The sequence below is a fragment of the Isoptericola halotolerans genome, assembly GCF_045689585.1.
GTDB classification, from domain to species: domain Bacteria; phylum Actinomycetota; class Actinomycetes; order Actinomycetales; family Cellulomonadaceae; genus Isoptericola; species Isoptericola halotolerans_B.
Map to the genome: position 1 here is coordinate 1,595,673 of NZ_CP140108.1, position 19,849 is coordinate 1,615,521.

Here is a 19,849-nt window from a genome sequence, read left to right on the forward strand (position 1 = left end):
GTCAGCGCGGTCCGGGTGTGGCGTCGTGGACCAGCCCGAGCATGTGGGCACGCGCCAGCGCGTCGAGCCGGCTCGAGACACCCAGCTTCTTGTAGATGCTCTGGAACTGGGTCCGGACGGTCGCCGGAGAGACGTAGAGAGCGCGTGCCGCCCCCGCTGCCGTCACGTCCTCGTCGAGCAGCCGCAGGACCTCGCGCTCGCGCGGCGTCAGCTGCACCGGTCTGCTGAACCGCACCGGGTTGGTCACCAGGTCGCTGCGGGGGAGGACGGGGTCGACGCCCGCGACGCGGCACAGCCGGGCGAGATCGTCGTTCCGTGCCGCCAGGAACGGCCGGACGTGCTCGGCCGTCGAGCGTAGGCCGAGAGCGAGGAGGAACTCCCTCCTCGCCTCACCCTCCTCGCCGAGTCCGAGACGTCCGAGTGCTCCGGCCAGGTGCAGGCCGATGCGGTCGGCGAGCGGGCGCGTCGGACCAGCGGAGTGCAGGGCGCGGGATGCGACCCGGACCGCCTCCCGGTCGTCCCCATGACCGAGGTGGGCCCAGGCCAGGTGGTGGTCCAGGTACCAGGGATGATCGAGGGCACGGGCGAGGTTGACGACACGGCTGCCCGGGCCGATCCGGGACTCCAGCACGGCCTCCGAGCGGTAGACCAGCTCACCGGTCATCGTCGTGCGGTCAGGGCTGCCCGCCCCGTGCTGGGTGCGCGCTTCGTCCAGGCGCTTCGCCCCCTCGGCCGGGTCACCGTAGGCGGAGTCGAAGGTCGCCCAGGCGTAGGCGACGAACGGCCACAGCTCGACCCTCTGCGTCGGAGGGCCGATCTCGTCCAGCAACGCCCGGGCGGGCGCCGGGCGGCCCTCCTCCATGGCGCAGAGTGCTCGCGCGATCGTCGCACCCAGGCTCGTCAGGTGCTCGATCTGCGGTGTCAAGGGACCCATCTGTCCGTTCTTCTCGGCCCAGGACCGCGCCAGGGAGAGGTGGCCGCGGTAGGAGCAGATCAGGGCGAGGTTGGCAGCCGCGTTGGCACCCGCGTAGTGGGCGTGCGGGCGCGGCCCGGACTCGGCGTACGCCTGGGCGTTCAGCTCGCTGGCCCGGTCCACGTCACCCGCGAGCAGCGCCGTCAGTGCTCGTTGGCTCGCCAGCCACCCGGGGCGCAGCTCCGCGCTCCTCAGGACGGCATGGTCCGGTGTCATGGCCGACGCCCGTCGATCGACCCAGGCGCCGATCCGCAACGACTCCGCGTAGTCGCCGTGCAGGCGGGTCGAGATGACGGCGATGGTGCCCATCGACACCAGGTCCTTCAACGAGGACGTCCGCTCCAGCTGCGCCGCGTACCCCCGGCCCCGCCGCGCGATCTCCTGGATGACCGTGCGCAGATGCGGGTCGTCCGCCTCCAGCTCGGTGTGGTGCGTGGCCAGGAGCAGCGCATGCAGGAGGCGTGGCCGTCTGGTCAGGACCGCGGCGTCCAGCGACGCGCCGAACCTGATGAGTCCGGACGCGTGCGCGGCAGGGAAGGCGTACCACTGCTCGTCGAAGTATCGCTCGACGGCGTGGACGTCCCCTGTCCTCAGCGCCTCCTCGATCTGTTGTCGTTCCGGTGTGTCCAACGAGCCCCCTGCGGTGTCCACGCCGCTGATGATCGGTCAGCTGCGGAGAGACCGCATGCCGGAGGAGAAATTTCACCCGCTCGGACCTTGCGGGACGCACCATCGGACCTGATGAGGCCGTTGATGAAAATGGCCCGTTCGACCGTCGCACTCACGGGGGCCGTGGTCACGTGAGTGATAACGGCGCGTGCACGGGGCACGTGCGCTTGGCTCGAAGGAGACATCATGCGGGCTCGTTCGTGGGGGGCGGCGGACGCCGACCATCGAGGAAGGCATGCGGCGGGAGGCGTCATGCGCGCGCTCCGCTCCGGCGATCGAGCGACGCGTGCGCGCCTCGTCGCAGCCGGCCTGGCGGGGGCGGTCGCCCTGGTCGGTGCGTCGGGGGCGATCGCGCTGCCTGCGCAGGCGGCGACGGTCTACGAGCTCGAGGGCGAGTGGGACGACGACACGCCGACCGAGTCGGTCGCGACCGGGGACTCGATCGCCGGGACCTGGTGGGCGAACGTCAACGACGACGCCGAGGCGCCGGGTAACGAGCCGGTCGACGACGTGACGATCACCGTGACGGCCGTGAACGCCGTCTTCGAGGAGATCCCGCCGGCCTGCCTGACCGAGGGCGTCGACCCGGCGTCGGAGATCCTGGACGACGGCGCGACCCTGGTCTGCAACGGGGGCACGTTCGACGAGGGGACGGCCTTCCGGCTGGACACGTCCGTGACCGTCACCGGCGAGTCCGGTGCGGTGTCGATGTCGGCGACGGTGGCGGACCAGGTGGCCGAGCTGCCCGAGATCCCGATCGAGAACCCGTTGCTGATGGACGTCGTGTGGGACTACAACGCGGGCAAGACGCTGAACTCCGGCGCGGGGCGGAACGTGGCTTTCAACTGGACGCTGTTCCACGGGGCGCTCAGCCCGGACGGTCCGGACACGGTGACCTATCGGCTGAGCCTGAGCAACACCGACGGCGCCCCGATGCAGGTGGGGCCGAGGGAGTGCGCCGCGTTCACCACCGGTGGGGCGGTGGGCCATCCGTACTCCGGCGGTGACAACCCGGCGGAGCAGATGGCGCCGTTCGTCGAGAGCTGCACCCTGACGCGGATCAACAACTCGACGTACGACCTCACCCTGACCGGGATCGACTACAGCCACGCTCAGGTCCCGACCGAGGACTCCAGGGGTGAGGCTCTGCCCACGCGACGAGTGGCGGTGGCGTCCGGCGAGGTGGTGTTCCGCGTCGTCACGGACGCCAACTCCGGAACGGCCAGCCTCGTCTCCAGCGCGCCGACCTACACGGCAGACGGATCGACGAGCGAGGACGATCCGGCGAACAACAGCTCGGAGGTCAACTGGTCCTCGGGCTTCGGCGTGGGCAACTGGTTCCCCTCGTACACGAACTCGAGCGCGAGGCTCTGGCTGGACCAGTATCGCGTCGCACCGGGCACCGAGGTCCAGGGAAGCACATCTGTGAACTACGCCAACGTGGATCCCCAGGTCGGCTACGGTGGCCTGTGCGTGATCCTCGACGGCGAGCACGTGAACTACACCGGTGCACAGGTGGTCGACCGGAACGACCAACGATCTCCCCTCGACGTCCCGATCGAGTACCTCGTGCGGGACACACCGATCGACGACCCGAACGGAACCGAGGTGTGCGGGAACGACAACGCGAACTGGGTCACGAGCCCACCCGCGGACCTGTCCACGGTGCAGGCGGTGCGCTCCCGCTTCGGCCTGGGGGGCGGGATGCGGACTGCGGCTCCGCAGCTCTTGGTGTCGCAGGTCGTCAGCGACGACGCGGCCGCCGGTCAGGACATCTGGACCTGGTCTGCCTACCGGAACACCTGGAACGGGGAGTGGGTCTACAACAATCGCACCATGAGCCCGGGAGACGCCCCCAACACCGGGGCGCGGACTCCCGGCACGCGCTATCCGTACTCGGGGAGCGGCCGGGACATCCTGCGCATCTCCACCGTGACGCCGCAGGTGGACAAGACCGTCGAGCCGACGGTGGTCGACGCCGGCGGCACCGCGACGTTCACCGTGAACTACACCGCTGAGGGCACGGACGTGGCCGAGACGGTCGACGGCTACATCGTGCGGGACGTCATGCCGCTGGGTGCCACGTACGCCCCCGGGTCGGCAGACCCTGAGCCGGAGACCTCCACCAACTTCGACGGCCAGCAGGTCCTGACCTGGACGCTCGACGGGGTGCCGACCAACCAGGCGAACACGCTGACGTACTCGGCGGACATCTCCGAGGACGTCGCCGGCGGTGACCGGTTGGTCAACAGCGTGGAGAGCAGCGTCGGCGGGGGCACGGCCAGCGAGCCGGCGACGGCGTCGATGACGGTGAACACGGCCGGTTCCACGTCGATCCTCAAGACGGCGGATCAGGCGTTCATCCCGAACGTCAACGGTGACGGCGTCGGCGAGGGGTCATGGACGGTGGACGTGGTCTCGGAGGACTCGTCGGCGCAGGCCTTCACGGACACGATCGACATCCTGCCGTACGACGGTGACGGCCGAGGCACGGACATGACGGGCACGTACGAGCTGAGCGGTGACGTCACGGTGAGCATGGGCGCGACGGTCTACTACACGACGGCGGATCCGGCGACGTTGTCGGACGACCCGGCGGATGCGATGAACGGGTCTGCGGGTGACACGACGGGCAACACGGTGGGCTGGACCACGACGTTCGACCCGGACGCGACGGCGGTGCGTGTCATCACCGACGAGCTGGAGCCGCGGGGTGCGTTCAGCTTCACGGTGCCGATCGTCACGGACGGCATGGAGGGCGAGGACGTCCTGGTGAACCGGGCACAGGGCCGGGCGGAGAACACCCGTCTGGTGATGCGCACGTCGGCTCCCACCGAGATCGCGAACTACTACTCGGCGAACCTGAAGAAGTACGTCCAGGACTCCGAGGGGGAGTGGCAGGACGCGCAGGAGCCGGGGACGTACCCGCAGTTCCACGTCGGGGACACGGTCCCGTACCGCATCGTGGTGGAGAACACCGGTCAGGGGTCGCTGACGAACGTCGTGGTGGAGGACGACCTGTTCCCGGAGGGCTCGTTCACCATCGAGTCGCTCGCGCCGGGCGAGAGCTACGTCCACGAGTTCGAGATCGTGCTGACCGAGCCGGTGGGCGAGGACGACGTCGTCAACACCGCCTGTGCTGAGGCGGACATCCCCGCGGACTCTCAGGTGCCGCCGGAGATCAACTGCGACCCGGCCGGGTTCACGCCGGTGGGGGACACCACGCACACCAAGGAGCTGGTCTCGGCCGCTCCGATCGGTGGCGGGCAGTGGGAGATCGTCTACGAGATCGTGGTGGAGAGCGTCCAGACGCCGGCCGCGGAGTACGCGCTGGCGGACGAGCTGCACTTCACCGACCAGGCGACGATCACCTCGGCCGAGGTCACGGCGTCCCCGGCCGACGTGACGCTCACCGACCCGGCGTGGGACGGTCAGGGCAACCTGATGGTCACGGACTTCGCCGAGATCGAGGGGATGGACAACCCGGAGTACGAGCCGCACGTCTACCAGGTGACGGTCGTCGCTGACGTGCCGCTGCAGCTCGAGGGTGCCGGCGGCGCCGATGACCCGACGGCCTGCGGCGCCGAGGACGGTGAGCCCGAGGACCGGGCGTTCACGAACACCTCGGAGCTGACCAAGTCGACCGGTGAGACCGAGGTGGACGAGGCCTGCGCCGAGCTGCCCTCGATCGACATCACCAAGGGCGTGTCCGCGGGTCCGGTGCCGAATGGTGACGGGACCTGGACGGTGTCCTACGACCTCGTCGCCACCAACGACGGCGCGGCCGAGGGCACGTACGAGGTGACCGACCAGATGACGGCCGACGGTGACCTGGAGGTCGTCTCGGGTGAGGTGGTCTCGGCTCCCGATGGCGTGACGCCGTCGGCGTCGTGGACCGGCCTCGGTGAGGAGGGGGCCGAGGAGAACGTCATCGCCTCCGACGTGCCGCTCGACGCGGGCGGCACGCACACCTATCAGATCGATGTGGTGGTCGGGATCGCCGAGGGCACCACGGGCGTCCCGGTGATCACACCGTGCTCGGCGCTGGGTGAGGACGGGCCGGGAGGCCTGTCGAACTCGGCGGGTATCGAGCACAACGACCTCACCGACACCGATGAGGCGTGTGTCGCGGTCGCGTACATCGTGGTGGACAAGGCGATCTCCGAGGGTCCGACGCCGAACGGCGACGGGACGTTCACGATCGTCTACGACCTCGTGGCCGAGAACGTCGGCGGCGAGGCCGGTGACTACGACCTGACCGACCGGCTGCAGTACGGCGAGGGCATCGAGATCACCGAGGCCGGCGTCGTGACGGCTCCGGACGGTGTGACGACCAACGACGGATGGACCGGTCTGGGTGACGAGGGCGCCGCGGCCAACGTCGTGGCCGAGGACGTCACGCTCGAGGCGGAGCAGGTGCACACGTATCAGGTCGAGGTCACGGTCGAGATGGACGAGGACACCATCGACCCGGCGGCGCTCGAGTGCCCCCCACCGGGATCGGGCGAGAGCGGCGGGTTGGCCAACTCGACCGCGCTCGACCACAACGGGATCGTCGCCGAGGACGACGTGTGCGCCGCACTGCCGCTCATCGTGATGGACAAGGAGCTGTCCGAGGACAGCCCCGTGGCCAACGGTGACGGCACGTGGACGATCACGTACGACGTGGTGGCCGAGAACATCGGTGCCGCGACAGGCGACTACGACCTGTCCGACGAGCTGCAGTACGGCGAGGGCATCGACATCCTCGAGTCCGCCGTCGTCTCGGCTCCGGACGGGGTGAGCACGAACTCGGGTTGGACCGGTCGAGGAGCGGCCGGGGCACCCGAGAACGTGATCGTGGCTGGTGAGTCGCTCGATGCGGGTGCCTCGCACACGTTCCAGGTGGAGGTGGTGGCCTCGCTGGACCTCGAGACCGTCACTGCGGAGACGCTCGAGTGCCCGGAGCCGGGGTCGGGCGAGTCCGGCGGCTTCGCGAACACCGCGGAGCTGGTCCACAACGGTGAGGTGCAGGTTGACGAGGCGTGCACCGAGCCGCCGCTGATCGACATCGCCAAGTCGATCACGGGTGCGGTGGCGCCGGTCGAGGGTGACGACGGGGTCTACGACGCCACCTACGAGCTGGAGGTCACCAACCGCGGTCCGGGTGCCGGTGAGTACGACCTGACCGACACCCTGACCTGGGGGACGGGCATCACCGTGGTGGGGATCCAGGACGTCACCAGCGACGTCGAGGACTCGGTCGGGGTCAACGACGGCTTCGACGGTGTGGACGACACCTTGATCGTCGAGGGTCAGTCGATCGCCGGCGCGGACGGCGCCGCGGTGGTGCACACGTACACCGTGACGGTGCGGTACGCGGCGGACCTGTCCGACGTGGTCCTGCCGGACACCGACGAGTGCACCAGCGGCGGCGACGCCGTCGACGGGGCGCTCAACAACGTGGCCGAGGTCGACTGGAACGGGATCGAGGACTCGGACGACGAGTGCGTGCGGCCGGGCAAGCCCACGCTGGACAAGGAGCTGGTCTCCGCGGAGCCCGTCGGTGGCGGTCAGTGGGAGGTCGTGTACGACCTGACGGTGGGCAACGTCGGGACCGAGGCGACCACGTACGACCTGGACGACGAGCTGTTGTTCGCCGAGGTCATCACGGTGGACACGGTCTCGGTGTCCGGTCCGGACGGCGTGAGCGTCAACGACGGGTTCGACGGTGACGGCGACCAGCGGATCGCCACGGACGTGTCGATCGCGGGTCTGGACGACGAGCGGTATGCCCCGCACGTCTACACGGTGACGGTGGTGGCGGACGTGCCGTTGACGTTCACCGACGAGGTGGGCGAGGACGGGACCGGTTCGCCGGACTGCACCGAGCCGACGGGTTCGAACCTGGTCTCCCAGGGGCTGAACAACGCGGCGACGTTGACCGACGAGACCGGTGGGACGGTCACGGACACCGACTGCGCGCCGGTGCCCTCGATCGAGATCACCAAGTCGGTGGTCGGTGAGCCGAGCGTGGACGACGGCGTGTGGACGGTCGCCTACGAGATCGTCGCGTCGAACGATGGCGCGGCTCGCGGGGTCTACACGCTCACGGACCGGCTGCGGTTCGGTGCGGGGATCGAGGTCGAGTCGGCCACGGTGACCGAGGCTCCGAAGGCCGCCGAGATGCTGGAGTCGTGGACGGGTCTGGGTGACCAGGGTGCCGCGGAGAACGTGGTCACGGCGGAGGTCGGGCTGAAGGCTGGTGGCGAGCACACGTACCGGGTGGAGGTCACGGCCACGGTCGACGGGTCGGCGGCGGATGCTTCGACGTGGACCTGCCCGGAGCCAGGATCGGATGAGCCGGGTGGGTTCGCCAACGTCGCGGGGATCGGGCACAACGACCTGACCGCCGCCGCCGAGGCCTGCGCCGAGCCGACGCCCCCGCCGGGTTCTACCCCGCCGCCGGCCGGGGACGAACCGGACACGATCGTCACCCCGGTCGGGTCTCTGCCCCGCACCGGTGCCACGATCGCGGGCATCCTTGCCCTGGCTGTCCTGCTGACCCTGGCAGGCGCCTACGGAGTGCGGGCCGCACGCCGAACGGCAGGCTGACCGGGTCCGCCCCGCCTCTCGCTGTGCGCGGCGAGAGGCGGGGCGTCCTTCATCCCACCGCCCGCCACGGACACTGGGGGACCGATGCTCGGGAAAGACCTGCACCGCGTGATCACGCCGACGATCTGGGGGTATGCCACGTTGACCCGCACGCCTGACGGCACGATCCCGTCCGGCGGCGCGACGTGGAGGGTCGACACCGTCCTGCCCCCGGAGCTGACCCCGGACGAGCTGGAGGACTTCCACTGCCGCCTGGCACAGCATCCGGGCCGGCGCCGCCACGCTGCGGTGGCGTGGGCGGGTCCCACGGTACGGCGGGCGTTGCGGGGAGCGATCGACGTGCGAACGTCGGTGGCGCTCGGGCTCCATCACGACGGGTGCCAGGAACCGCAGGTGGTGGCCACGGCACTCGTCAGGGTGATGAGGTCGGTGGCCGACACGCAGATCCTGCCCGAGCAGGAGCCGTTGGCCCGGCAGCTCGCCTGGTGCGCGCTGGCCGCGGCCCGGCAGGGAGAGACCCGGCAGGTGCTCGACGCCACGGCATGCCTGCAGCAGCTGTCGCAGGTCGACCCGGCCGGGGAGGCGACCGGATGAGGGCCCGCTGTTCCAGGCTCAGGTACCTCGTGACGCAGGTGGCGGCAGGAACGCCGCCCGGGCGTGGTGCATGAGCAGCAGCAACGGGTCGCGCCGGGCGACGAACCCGGCGTCGGGCACCAGCCCGAGGCTGTGGCGCCGGTGCAGCATGGCGAGCTCGGTGGCCGCCTGCTGGTAGTCGGCCAGCGCTCGCGCCGGACCGCGGCCCCGGGTGGCTCGCACGTGTTCGCGGGCCTGACGGCGGCGCTGCAGGCTCGACAGCATCCAGACGTCGTGGGGGGTCACCACGCCGATCTCCTGGTAGGGCGGCACGTAGGTGCGGATCAGACCGACGATGCGGCGCCGGTCGCGGTGCAGCACGACGGCGAGGGCGACCAGCACGCCGAGCCCCACCAGGTAGGCCGCGCCGAGCCCGGCCAGGCCGAACGCCGACGACGCGTTCCACAGCGAGTGCAGGGCCATCGCGCCGACGAGCCCGGCCAGGACCGGCGCCACCCGGCTGCGGCCCGCGGGGCGCAACGCGGCGGCGGCGACGCCGATGCCCGTCAGCGAGGTGCACAGGGGGTGCAGCAGCGGGGAGACGAGGCCGCGCACCGTGAACGTCAGCGCCAGGGTGCCCGGCGGCGCGAACGCGTAGTAGCTGATGTTCTCCACGACGGCGAAGCCGAGCGCCACCATCGAGCCGTAGATGATCCCGTCGGTGGGACCGTTGAGCTCGCTGCGCCGGAACCACAGCAGCCCCACCAGCACGGCGCCCTTGAGGATCTCCTCCACCACGGGAGCAGTGATCGCCGCGGTGGCGTACATGCCGAGCTCGGAGCCGAGCATGGGCGCCCACACGAGGTCGAGACCGGCCGTGTTGAGGAGCATCGCGAGCAGGACCGCGACGCCGGCGCCCCAGCCGAAGGCGGCGACGAGGGCGTCGGGCGGCTCGGGCTCGAGACGGTCCAGCGCCAGGATCCCGGCGAGGAGGAGCGGCAGCGGGACGAGCGCCAGGACGACGGCCGCCGGGACGCCCGTGGCCCCGTCCTGCAGCATGATCACGAGCGCCACGACCAGGCACAACGACGACACGGCGATCGTGATGATCGTGCCGACCGAGGGCCGGGCGGTCGCCCGCCCGGCCAGGATCGCCCGCGGATCGAGTGGAGGCATGGTCCAGACCTTACTGAGCGGGCGACCCGAGGCGCCGTGGCGCCCGCGATCTCAGGCCCGGTGGGCCCGGTAGTAGGCGACCAGGGCCTGGGTCGAGGCGTCCTGGTCGGCCAGCGCCGCGTCGTCGCCCGAGACGGCCGGGGCGACCTCCAGCGCGAGCTTCTTGCCGAGCTCGACGCCCCACTGGTCGAACGAGTCGATGCCCCAGACGACGCCCTGGACGAACGTGATGTGCTCGTACAGCGCGACGAGCTGGCCGAGCACGGCCGGGGTGAGGGCTGGCGCCATGACGGAGGTGGTCGGCCGGTTGCCGGAGAACACGCGGGCCGGGACGACCGCCTCGTCGGTGCCCTCGGCCCGGACCTCGTCGGCCGTCTTGCCGAACGCGAGCGCCTTGGTCTGGGCGAAGAAGTTGGCGAGGAACAGCTCGTGGACGTCCGCGCCGGGCTGCACCGCCTTCCCGTCGCCCTGAGCGTCGGTGAGGGGGTAGGCGGGGGTCGCGAACGCGATGAAGTCGGCCGGGATGGTGCGCGTCCCCTGGTGGATCAGCTGGTAGAACGCGTGCTGGCCGTTGGTGCCGGGCTCGCCCCAGAACACCTCGCCGGTCTGCGTCGTGACGGGTGAGCCGTCCCAGCGCACCGACTTGCCGTTGGACTCCATGGTGAGCTGCTGCAGGTAGGCCGGGAAGCGGTGGAGCTGCTGGGCGTACGGCAGGACGGCGTGGGTGTGCGCGTCGAGGAAGTTCGTGTACCAGACGTTGAGCAGGCCCATCAGCGCGGGCACGTTCTGCGCCAGCGGCGTGGTGCGGAAGTGCTCGTCCATGGTGCGGAAGCCGGCGAGGAGCTCGCGGAACCGGTCCGGGCCGAACGCGATGGCGAGCGACAGCCCGATCGCGGAGTCGACCGAGTAGCGGCCGCCGACCCAGTCCCAGAACCCGAAGGCGTTGTCGGGGTCGATCCCGAAGGCGGCGACCTTGTCGAGCGCCGTCGACACGGCCACGAAGTGCTGCCCGACGGCGGCCTGCCGCGCGGAGCCGGTGTCCTCGATCGCCCCGGACGCGGCGAGCGCCTCCCACAGCCAGGCACGGGCGAGACGGGCGTTCGTCAGGGTCTCCAGCGTCCCGAACGTCTTGGAGGCGACGATGAACAGCGTGGTCTCCGGGTCCAGCCCGGCGGTCTTCTGCGCGACGTCGGTCGGGTCGATGTTCGACACGAACCGGGCCTCCAGCCCGTCGCGCAGGTACGGGCGCAGGGCCTCGTAGACCATGACGGGTCCCAGGTCGGAGCCCCCGATGCCGATGTTGACGATCGTCTCGACGGGCTTGCCGGTGACGCCCGTCCACTCGCCGGAGCGGACCTTCTCGGCGAACGCGCTGAGCCGGTCGAGCTCGCGCGCGACGTCCGCGTCCACGTCCTGCCCGTCGACGACGAGGGGCGGCCGGGTGCCGGGCGCACGACGCAGGGCGGTGTGCAGCACGGCGCGGTCCTCGGTGACGTTGATGTGCTCGCCTGTGAACATGGCTTCGATGCGGCCGGGCAGGTCGACCTCGCCGGCGAGCCGGACCAGCAGCTCGTACGTCTCGTCGGTGGCGAGGTTCTTCGACAGGTCGACGAAGAGGTCTCCGGCGGTGTGGCTGTGACGCTCGGCGCGGCCCGGGTCGGTGGCGAACCAGCCGCGCAGGTCCCCGCGGAGCTCGTCGTGGTGCCGCTGGAGCCCACCCCAGGCGGACGTGGTGGTGGCATCGACAGGAGAGGTCGTCATGGCCCCTACCGTAGTGACCCGGACCGCGCCGTGCGCGGCTGTCTCGCGCGGCCGGCGGCGCTCACGGGGCCGCTGCCCTGTCGTCTCGTGCGAGCGGCCGCTCAGCCACGGATCGTCAGGCCGTGGATGAGAACCACGGCCGGGGGCAGTCTTGTCCTGACGCAGACCTGACCGACCCAGACACGGAGCGCATCCATGCCACGCAGGACGTACGACCTGACCGTCCCCGACCTCTCCGGCCTCCGCGCGGTGGTGACCGGCGCCAGCGACGGCCTCGGGGTGCACATCGCGACCCGGCTGGCGGGCGCCGGCGCCGAGGTGGTCATGCCGGTGCGCAACCTGGCCAAGGGCGAACGGGCCGCCGCCGTCGTCCGCGAGCGGCACCCCGGTGCCCGGCTCGTCCTGGAGGAGCTCGACCTGTCCTCCCTGGTCTCGATCGAGGCGTTCGGCGGCCGGATGCGTGGTGAGGGGGCCCCGGTCCACCTGCTCGTCAACAACGCCGGCGTCATGACACCGCCGGAGCGCCGCACCACCGCCGACGGGTTCGAGCTGCAGCTCGGCACGAACCACCTCGGGCACTTCGCGCTCACCGGGCACCTCCTGCCGCTGCTCCGGCAGGGGTGCGCCCGGGTGACGTCGCAGACCAGCATCGTCGCACGCCACGGCTCGATCGAGTGGGACGACCTGAACGGCGAGCGGCGCTACGACGGCATGCGCTCCTACCGGCAGTCGAAGATCGCGTGCGGCCTGTTCGGCCTGGAGCTCGGCCGGCGCAGCCGGGCCGCGGGCTGGGGCGTCACGAGCACCATCTCGCACCCTGGTGTCGCCCCGACGAGCCTGCTGGCGGCGCGTCCCGAGGTGGGTCGCGCCGCGGACACCCGGGACGTCCGGATGATCCGGTGGCTCTCGGAACGCGGGCTCGTCGCCGGGACCGTGGAGAGCGCGGCCCTGCCCGCGGTGATGGCCGTGACGTCCCCGACGGCGCAGGACGGCGGGTTCTACGGGCCGCAGTGGCCCGGGCGCGCCGGCGGTCCACCCGGGCCGCAGCGGCTGTGGGCGCCCCTGCGCCGCACCGAGGACGCGGCGCGCCTGTGGGACGTCTCGGAGGAGCTGACCGGCGTCCTCCTCCGCTGACACGGCGGACGGTCGGCGGTGCTCCCGTCCTGTGGCGGGCCTGCGTCCCCGGTGCCAGGATCGAAGCGGCCGGGGACGAACCCGGCCACTTCGGACGGAGAGAGGACGCCGCTCATGGCCATGTTCACGGTCTGGAAGTTCGACGACCCCGAGGGTGCGGCCAAGGCTGCCGCGATCGTCAAGGACGCCGCCTCGGAGGGCCTGGTCACCCTGGTCGACCATGCCGTGGTCGCGTGGCCGGAGGGGGAGAAGCACCCCAAGACCCACGGGGTCAACGAGGATGCCGCGAAGTCCGGCGGCTGGGGAGCCCTCTGGGGCCTGCTCATCGGTGCGCTGTTCTTCATCCCCGTCGTAGGGGCGGTGGCCGGTGCGGCGATCGGTGGCCTGAGCCGCGCGCTGTCCGACGTCGGGATCAAGAAGGAGGACCTGGAGCGGATCCAGGCGGAGGTCGTGCCGGGCACGTCGGGGCTGTTCCTCATCACGGAGCAGGGCGACCCGGACCGCTTCCGCGAGCGCCTGCACGGACTCCGGGCCACGCTGGTCAGCAGCAACCTGTCGGACGCCGAGACGCGTGAGCTCAAGGAGATGTTCGGGGGCTGATCCCGGTGCTTCGCGACCTCGTCACGCCGTCGGGCCGATCTCGGGCGCCGAGGGCCGATCGTGGTGAGGATGGGGGGATGGGAACCAGCAACCTCGAGCTCCTCACCGGCGACGACGCGACGGAGCTGCTCGCGACGGCCGTGTCCACCGCCGGTGGGGAGCTCGTCGACTGGACCGTCCGGCAGGTGGACCACCGGCCCGGTCGGTCCACCACCGTCGCGTACCGGGCGCGGGTGCGCTGGACCGTCAAGGACGTCGGGGGGCCCGACGGCGCCGCGGGCTCGCAGGTGCGCACCGAGACTCTGGGTGCCTCGTTGGGGCGCCCGGGGGACCAGCAGGTGCCCGGCGTGCTGACGTTGGACGACGGCGAGCACGAGGTGGCGGTGTGGCGGTTCCCGGGCGACCCGGGGCTGCCCGCCCTGGCCACGGCCTACGACCCGGAGGCGGTGAGCACGCTGCTCGGGGACCTCGGCGTGCCGGAGGTGGCCCGGGGTCCGGTGACGCTGCGGGTGCGCGCGTACCGGCCGACGCGGCGCGCCGTGATCGAGGCGAGCACCCCCGGGGCGCGGGTGTTCCTCAAGGTCGTCCGCCCCGAGAAGGGCGACGAGCTGTACGCCCGGCACGCCCTGCTGGCGGGTGCGGGGCTGCCGGTGCCGAAGCCCCTGGGGCGCAACGCCGACGGGTTGCTCGTCATCGCGCCGCTCGCGGGGGAGTCGATGCGGCACGCCGTGCGCGACGGCGGCCCGGTCCCGGCGGCGGGCGACGTCGTCGACCTCCTCGAACGGCTGCCCGACGGCGTCACGCAGCTTCCGCGGCGGGCTTCCTGGAGCGAGAACGCGGCGCACTACGCCTCGGTCATCGGTGCGGCGCTCCCGGCGGAGGCGGACCGCGCGGCCCAGCTCGCCGCCGTCGTCGCCGGGCGGATCGCGGGCCAGGGGTCGGCGGAGCCGACGCACGGTGACCTGTACGAGTCGCAGATCATGCTCGGCGGCGACGGTCGGATCACCGGGCTCCTCGACGTGGACTCGGCGGGTCCCGGGCGGCGGGCGGACGACCTGGCGTGCCTGGTCGCGCACGTCGAGACGCTGTCCCTGCTGCGGGGCTGGGACACCGGGCGGCTGCACGGGCTGGCGATGGACTACGCCGACGGGTTCGCGCGGGTGGTGGACCCGGACGAGCTGTACGCCCGGACCGCCGGCGTGCTGCTGTCCCTGGCGACCGGACCGCACCGGGTCCAGGAGGCGGACTGGCCGCGGCAGACCTCCCGTCGCCTGGACACCGTCGAGAGCTGGCTCACCGCTCGTCCGGGGTGAGACGCATCGTCGCGGACCCGCCTTCCGGGCGGAACCCCAGCGCGACGTCGATCGCGAGCATGTGCTCGTTCTCCTCGGCGTTCCAGGTGCGGACCCGGCGCACCGAGGGGTGCGTGCGGGCCAGGGCCCGGAGGTTGAGGGCCTCGACCAGCATCCCGAGCCGGTGGCCGCGGTGGGGAGCGTCAGCATCGTCATGGCGGCGAGCTCGCCGGTGGCCGCGTGCTCGGCAGCCGCCACGAGCACCTCGTGGCCGCCCTCGCGGTGCCGGGAGACCATGTCGCGGACGCGACGGGCGTCCCAGACCTCCTCAGCCCAGTCCATCTCCCCGCTCGGCACGTCCGTGGACATCCGCGTCTCGAGGACGGCGAACCCGTCCAGCCAGGTGTCGGGCACCACCGCGACGATCCAGACCGTGCGCCGATGCTCCTGGTGCCGGGCCTCGGCGTGCAGGGCGGCGGCCGTCCAGGCAGCGTCGGCGCGGGCACGATCCGCCACGCCGTGGCGCCGGTGCTCATGGCCTCGGCGTGCGCCCGGAGGGGGCGCGCGCCAGCGTCTCCTCAGGCCGGCGCGGGGCCGGTGCTGCCGCGCACCACGAGCGAGGTGGGCAGGCGCAGGTGCTGCTCGCGGGGGGAACCCTCGAGGAGGTCGAGCACCATGCGCAGCGCCTCGGTGCCCATCTCGTGCAGCGGCTGCGACACGGTCGTGAGCGCCGGCGTCGTGGTCAACGACTCGGGAACGTTGTCGAACCCGACGACGGAGAGGTCCTCCGGCACGCGCAGCCCGAGGTCCTGCGCGACCTCGACGACGTGGATGGCCGACTGGTCGTTGGCGGCGAAGACGGCGGTGGGGCGCTCGCCGCGCGACGGGGCGAGCAGCTCGCGCGCCGGGGTGTCGGCGGTGTTCGGCCGGTAGCCGCCCACGCGGATCAGCGACTGGTCGACGGTGATCCCGGCGGCCTCGAGCGCCTGGCGGTAGCCGAGCTCGCGCAGCCGGGCCGACTCGAGGTCGGGGCGACCGCCCAGGTGCGCGATGCGCCGGTGCCCGAGCCCGAGGAGGTGCTCGACGGCCTCGCGCGCACCGGTGGTGTTGTCGGAGTCGACAGTGTGGGTGCCCTCGGGCCCGGTGTGCGGGTCGATGGCCACGACCGGGATGCCGTTGGCCTCCGAGAGCACCATGGTCGGGGTGACGACGATCGCGGCGTCGATGAGGGTGCCGGCGAGCCGGGAGAGGGAGCGGCGCTCCCAGCCGGTGATGGCGCCGCCGTCGGTGCCGCCGGAGTAGGCGAGGAGCTCGTAGCCGGTGCCGTCGACGGCGGACGAGATCCCCTTGAGCAGCTCCGTGGAGTAGGGCTCGAACTCCGCCACCAGGACGCCGACGACGTTGGTGGACTGCCGGCGCAGGCTGCGGGCGACGAGCGAGGACTCGTAGCCGAGGTCGGCGACGACGCCGAGCACGCGCTCCGCGGTCGAGGGCGCCACCCCGTAGCGGTTGTTGACGACCTTCGAGACCGTGGCGACGGAGACGCCCGCGACCCGCGCGACGTCGGAGATCGTCACGCGACCCACGATGGGTCCGGACTGGGTTCCCGCGGGTGGCGGTTCGGCGGCGGTGCTCACAGGACGAGAGTATCCGGCAACGACGACGCCCGGCGCACCGTGTCGCGCCGTGTCGAAACCGTTATCGAAAACGATTGACGACGCTGTCGGTCTCCTGCCAGGGTGGGAATCGGACGGGCAGCCGCAGCGCCGAGGGGCAGGTGCGGACCGCCCGCAGCTGCACCACCGAAGTACCACTGTCGACGACGACCAAGGGGTTCCACGATGACGAGGAAGATGCGAGGCGCGACCGCCGTCGCGCTCGGGGCGACCGTCGCCCTGCTGGCAGGCGCCTGCGCCGGACAGGGGACGGCCGACCAGGAGACGACGGACGGCGAGACCACCGCCGAGGGTGGCGATTCCACCGTCGAGTGGTGGCACAACTCGAACACCGGCGAGGGCAAGGTCTACTACGACCAGGTCGCCGCCGACTTCGAGGAGGCCAACCCGGGCGTGACGGTCCAGGTCGAGGCCATGCAGCACGAGGACATGCTCACCAAGCTCCAGGCCGCCATGCAGGCCGGCTCCGGCATCCCCGACGTCTTCATGAGCCGCGGTGGCGGCGAGCTGCAGAACGACGTCGACGCCGGACTCCTGCGCGACCTCACCGAGGACGCGTCGGGCACCGTCGAGACGATCTCGGCGTTCACCGGTCAGTACACCGTGGACGACGGCGTCTACGCGCTGCCGTTCTCCATGGGGCTGGTGGGCTTCTGGTACAACATGGACCTCTTCGAGGAGGCCGGGATCACCGACGTGTCGGACAACCCGACGATCGACGAGTTCTACGGCTACATCGACCAGCTGAAGGCTGCCGGCGTCGACCCGCTCTCCGTCGGCGCCGGGGACAAGTGGCCCGCCGCGCACTACTGGTACTACGGCGTCGTGCGCGAGTGCGAGTTCGAGACCGTCGAGGCCGCCATCGAGTCGGGCGACTACTCCGACGAGTGCTTCCTCCAGGCCGGCGAGAACGTCCAGGACATCATCGCCAAGGAACCCTTCAACCCGGGCTTCCTGGCCACCGGAGCGCAGGAGGGGCCGACGTCGGCCTCGGGTCTGCTCGCCAGCGAACGTGTCGGCATGGAGCTCGCCGGCCACTGGGAGCCCGGTGTCGTGGGCGGTCTGCGCGAGGACGAGCAGGTGCCCGACTGGCTCGGCTGGTTCGCCTTCCCGACCTTCCCGGGCCAGGCCGGCGAGCCCAGCGACCAGATGGGTGGCGGTGACGCCTGGGCGGTGTCGAACGACGCCCCGGACGCTGCCGTCGACTTCGCCGAGTACCTGCTCTCCGACGAGGTCCAGACCGGCTTCGCCGAGCTCGACATGGGCCTGCCGACCAACCCGGCGGCGACCGGCTCGGTGGCCAACGAGACGCTGGCCCAGCTCATCCCCGTCCGTGACGGCGGTGGCGAGACCCAGCTCTACCTGGACACCCGCCTGGGTCAGTCCGTCGGCAACGCGATGAACGACGAGATCGCCCTGATGTTCGCCGGCGAGGCGGGCCCGCAGGACGTCGTCGACGCCATCGAAGAAGCCGCGGCAGCGCAGGGGTGACCGAGATGGCAGACGACGCGTCCGTCGCGACGGCCGCCTCGCCTGTCACCTCCTCCGGTCCGGCCGCCGGTGCGACCCGTCAGGGTCGCCCGGCCGCCGGGCCGTCGGCTGGGGGGCGACGGGCCAAGCGCTCACAACGACGCAAGTACCTCGAGATCGCGTTCTTCGTGACGCCGGCACTCGCGATGCTCGTCCTCTTCGTCGTCTGGCCGGTCATCACGGCCGTCCAGATGTCGGTGTTCCGGTGGAACGGGCGAGGTCCCCTGGTGGACTTCGTCGGGCTCGCGAACTACGTCTCGATCCTGGGCAACGACGTGTTCGTCGGCTCGCTCGTCAACAACCTCATCATCGTCGTGATGTCGATCGCCGTCCAGCTCCCGCTGGGGCTCGCGATCGCGCTCCTGCTGAACCGCAGGATGTGGGGCCAGGGCGCGCTGCGGACGATCATCTTCGTGCCGTACGTCCTCGCCGAGGTCGTGGCCGGCGTCATCTGGTTCCAGCTGGTCCAGCCGCAGTACGGCGTGATCGACACGATGCTGCAGTCGGTCGGCATCGAGCCGCCGGCACAGGGCTGGCTCGGCGACATGGACCTGGCGCTGTGGACCGTCATCGCCATCCTGACGTGGAAGTACCTCGGCCTGGCCGTGATCCTCTTCCTCGCCGGGCTGCAGGGCGTGCCCGAGGAGCTCTACGAGGCCGCCCAGCTCGACGGCGCCTCCTGGTGGCAGGTGCAGCGCCGGATCACCATCCCGCTGCTCGGCCCCACGATCCGGACCTGGGGGTTCCTGTCCATGATCGGGTCCCTGCAGCTCTTCGACATGGTGTGGATCCTCACCAAGGGCGGTCCCGCCAACGCCACGAGCACCATGGCGGTCTTCCTCGTCAACGAGGGCACCCGGAGCAACAACTTCGGGATCGCCGGCGCCGCCTCCGTGATCCTGTTCCTCATCGCCCTCGTCATGGCGGTGCTCTACCAGCGACTCATCCTGCGCCGAGACGCCAAGGGGGTGGCGTGATGACCACGTCGACTCAGACACCCGCCGTCACGAAGAACCCGCCGGCCAGGCGCCGCGGGGGCAGCGCCGGCAAGTTCCAGGGCGGCAACCCGGTCGTCTACGCGATCGCGTTCGTCGTCGTCTGCGCGACCCTCGGACCCGTCGTCTACGGGGTGCTGGGCGGCTTCCGCAGCAACGGCCAGCTCACGGAGAACCCCGCGGCCCTGCCGGACCCGTGGATCTTCAGCAACTACGCCGGCGTGGTCGCCAACCCGTCGTTCTGGCAGTACACGTTCAACTCGGTGGTGGTCGCCGTCGTCACGACCGCGATCGTCGTGGTCTTCGGCGTCATGGCGGCGTACCCGCTGGCGCGGTACACGTTCAAGGGGCGCGAGGCGCTGTTCATGGTCTTCGTGGCCGGGCTCCTGTTCCCGGCCACGGTCGCCGTCATCCCGCTGTTCATCCTGCTCACGCAGAACCTCGGGCTGGGCAACACCTGGTGGGGCGTGGCGCTGCCGCAGGCGGCGTTCGCCCTGCCGATGACCGTGGTCATCCTGCGGCCGTTCCTCAAGGCGCTGCCCCAGGAGCTGGAGGAGGCGGCGCAGCTCGACGGCACCAGCCGGATCGGGTTCTTCTGGCGGATCCTCATCCCGCTGTCCGGACCGGGCATGGTCACCGTCGGTGTCCTCGCGTTCGTCGGCTCGTGGAACGCCTACCTGCTGCCGCTGCTCCTGCTGCAGGGAGACATGAAGACCCTGCCGCTCGGCGTCGCCGACTTCTCCTCCGAGCACTCCTCCGACACCGCCGGTGTCTTCGCCTTCACCACGCTCGCCATGATCCCGGCGCTCGTGTTCTTCCTGGCGATGCAGAAGCGCATCGTCAACGGACTGCAGGGCGCGGTGAAGGGATGACCGC

At 71.3% G+C, this 19,849-nt stretch carries 13 protein-coding genes; 8 read left to right on the forward strand and 5 right to left on the reverse strand.

Features of this window, described 5'->3' with window-relative positions:
• Position 1: 1 nt before the first annotated feature.
• Positions 2-1,624, reverse strand: a complete 1,623-nt coding sequence (locus UQW22_RS07440) for a LuxR C-terminal-related transcriptional regulator (RefSeq protein WP_407320271.1) — start codon at positions 1,622-1,624, stop codon at positions 2-4.
• A 204-nt stretch (positions 1,625-1,828) separates the two neighbouring features.
• On the opposite strand from UQW22_RS07440, the gene UQW22_RS07445 reads away from it, so the two are divergent.
• A complete protein-coding gene (locus tag UQW22_RS07445; protein ID WP_407320272.1) occupies positions 1,829-8,236 on the forward strand; it encodes a hypothetical protein in 6,408 nt (2,135 codons plus the stop codon).
• Between the two features lie 108 nt (positions 8,237-8,344).
• Positions 8,345-8,830, forward strand: a complete 486-nt coding sequence (locus tag UQW22_RS07450) for a hypothetical protein (RefSeq protein WP_407320273.1) — start codon at positions 8,345-8,347, stop codon at positions 8,828-8,830.
• An 18-nt stretch (positions 8,831-8,848) separates the two neighbouring features.
• Here UQW22_RS07450 and UQW22_RS07455 read toward each other — a convergent pair whose 3' ends face one another.
• Positions 8,849-9,985 carry a PrsW family intramembrane metalloprotease gene (locus tag UQW22_RS07455; RefSeq protein WP_407320274.1) on the reverse strand — a complete coding sequence of 379 codons (1,137 nt, stop codon included), beginning with the start codon at positions 9,983-9,985 and terminating at the stop codon, positions 8,849-8,851.
• A 51-nt stretch (positions 9,986-10,036) separates the two neighbouring features.
• The gene (gene pgi / locus UQW22_RS07460; protein WP_407320275.1) at positions 10,037-11,746 is read right to left on the reverse strand and encodes a glucose-6-phosphate isomerase; all 1,710 of its coding nucleotides are present in this window, start codon (positions 11,744-11,746) and stop codon (positions 10,037-10,039) included.
• A 195-nt stretch (positions 11,747-11,941) separates the two neighbouring features.
• Here pgi and UQW22_RS07465 point away from each other — a divergent pair, with 195 nt between their 5' ends.
• The 3 genes from UQW22_RS07465 (at position 11,942) to UQW22_RS07475 (ending at position 14,793) form a co-directional block, all read left to right on the forward strand.
• Positions 11,942-12,880: an SDR family oxidoreductase gene (locus UQW22_RS07465; RefSeq protein ID WP_407320276.1), complete on the forward strand. Its 939-nt coding sequence runs from the start codon at positions 11,942-11,944 to the stop codon at positions 12,878-12,880.
• A 114-nt stretch (positions 12,881-12,994) separates the two neighbouring features.
• Entirely contained in the window at positions 12,995-13,480 is a 486-nt protein-coding gene (locus UQW22_RS07470) for a DUF1269 domain-containing protein (RefSeq protein WP_407320277.1), read from the forward strand.
• A gap of 77 nt (positions 13,481-13,557) precedes the next feature.
• A complete protein-coding gene (locus tag UQW22_RS07475) occupies positions 13,558-14,793 on the forward strand; it encodes a phosphotransferase (protein WP_407320278.1) in 1,236 nt (411 codons plus the stop codon).
• On the opposite strand, the gene UQW22_RS07480 is transcribed toward UQW22_RS07475, so the two are convergent.
• Positions 14,774-14,947: a hypothetical protein gene (locus UQW22_RS07480; RefSeq protein ID WP_407320279.1), complete on the reverse strand. Its 174-nt coding sequence runs from the start codon at positions 14,945-14,947 to the stop codon at positions 14,774-14,776. The two genes, UQW22_RS07475 and UQW22_RS07480, sit on opposite strands and share 20 nt — an antisense overlap.
• 403 nt (positions 14,948-15,350) lie before the next feature.
• On the reverse strand, positions 15,351-16,349 hold the full coding sequence (locus UQW22_RS07485) for a LacI family DNA-binding transcriptional regulator (protein ID WP_407320280.1): 999 nt from the start codon (positions 16,347-16,349) through the stop codon (positions 15,351-15,353).
• A gap of 264 nt (positions 16,350-16,613) precedes the next feature.
• Between UQW22_RS07485 and UQW22_RS07490 the strand changes: the two genes are divergently transcribed.
• Genes UQW22_RS07490 through UQW22_RS07500 form a run of 3 tightly spaced genes read left to right on the forward strand, consistent with a single transcriptional unit; the run spans position 16,614 to position 19,845 of the window.
• A complete protein-coding gene (locus UQW22_RS07490) occupies positions 16,614-17,939 on the forward strand; it encodes an ABC transporter substrate-binding protein (protein WP_407320281.1) in 1,326 nt (441 codons plus the stop codon).
• Between the two features lie 5 nt (positions 17,940-17,944).
• Positions 17,945-18,955: a carbohydrate ABC transporter permease gene (locus UQW22_RS07495; RefSeq protein WP_407320282.1), complete on the forward strand. Its 1,011-nt coding sequence runs from the start codon at positions 17,945-17,947 to the stop codon at positions 18,953-18,955.
• On the forward strand, positions 18,955-19,845 hold the full coding sequence (locus UQW22_RS07500; RefSeq protein ID WP_407320283.1) for a carbohydrate ABC transporter permease: 891 nt from the start codon (positions 18,955-18,957) through the stop codon (positions 19,843-19,845). Before UQW22_RS07495 ends, UQW22_RS07500 begins: the two co-directional genes overlap by 1 nt.
• The last annotated feature ends 4 nt before the right edge of the window (positions 19,846-19,849 follow it).

What these genes read in the sequence shown, in the direction of transcription:
- UQW22_RS07445 (WP_407320272.1), top strand. Translation starts at nt 1,829, where the DNA reads ATGCGGGCTCGTTCGTGGGGGGCGGCGGACGCCGACCATCGAGGAAGG.
- UQW22_RS07455 (WP_407320274.1), bottom strand. Translation starts at nt 9,985, where the DNA reads ATGCCTCCACTCGATCCGCGGGCGATCCTGGCCGGGCGGGCGACCGCC.
- pgi (WP_407320275.1), bottom strand. Translation starts at nt 11,746, where the DNA reads ATGACGACCTCTCCTGTCGATGCCACCACCACGTCCGCCTGGGGTGGG.
- UQW22_RS07465 (WP_407320276.1), top strand. Translation starts at nt 11,942, where the DNA reads ATGCCACGCAGGACGTACGACCTGACCGTCCCCGACCTCTCCGGCCTC.
- UQW22_RS07470 (WP_407320277.1), top strand. Translation starts at nt 12,995, where the DNA reads ATGGCCATGTTCACGGTCTGGAAGTTCGACGACCCCGAGGGTGCGGCC.
- UQW22_RS07475 (WP_407320278.1), top strand. Translation starts at nt 13,558, where the DNA reads ATGGGAACCAGCAACCTCGAGCTCCTCACCGGCGACGACGCGACGGAG.
- UQW22_RS07480 (WP_407320279.1), bottom strand. Translation starts at nt 14,947, where the DNA reads ATGCTGGTCGAGGCCCTCAACCTCCGGGCCCTGGCCCGCACGCACCCC.
- UQW22_RS07490 (WP_407320281.1), top strand. Translation starts at nt 16,614, where the DNA reads ATGACGAGGAAGATGCGAGGCGCGACCGCCGTCGCGCTCGGGGCGACC.
- UQW22_RS07495 (WP_407320282.1), top strand. Translation starts at nt 17,945, where the DNA reads ATGGCAGACGACGCGTCCGTCGCGACGGCCGCCTCGCCTGTCACCTCC.
- UQW22_RS07500 (WP_407320283.1), top strand. Translation starts at nt 18,955, where the DNA reads ATGACCACGTCGACTCAGACACCCGCCGTCACGAAGAACCCGCCGGCC.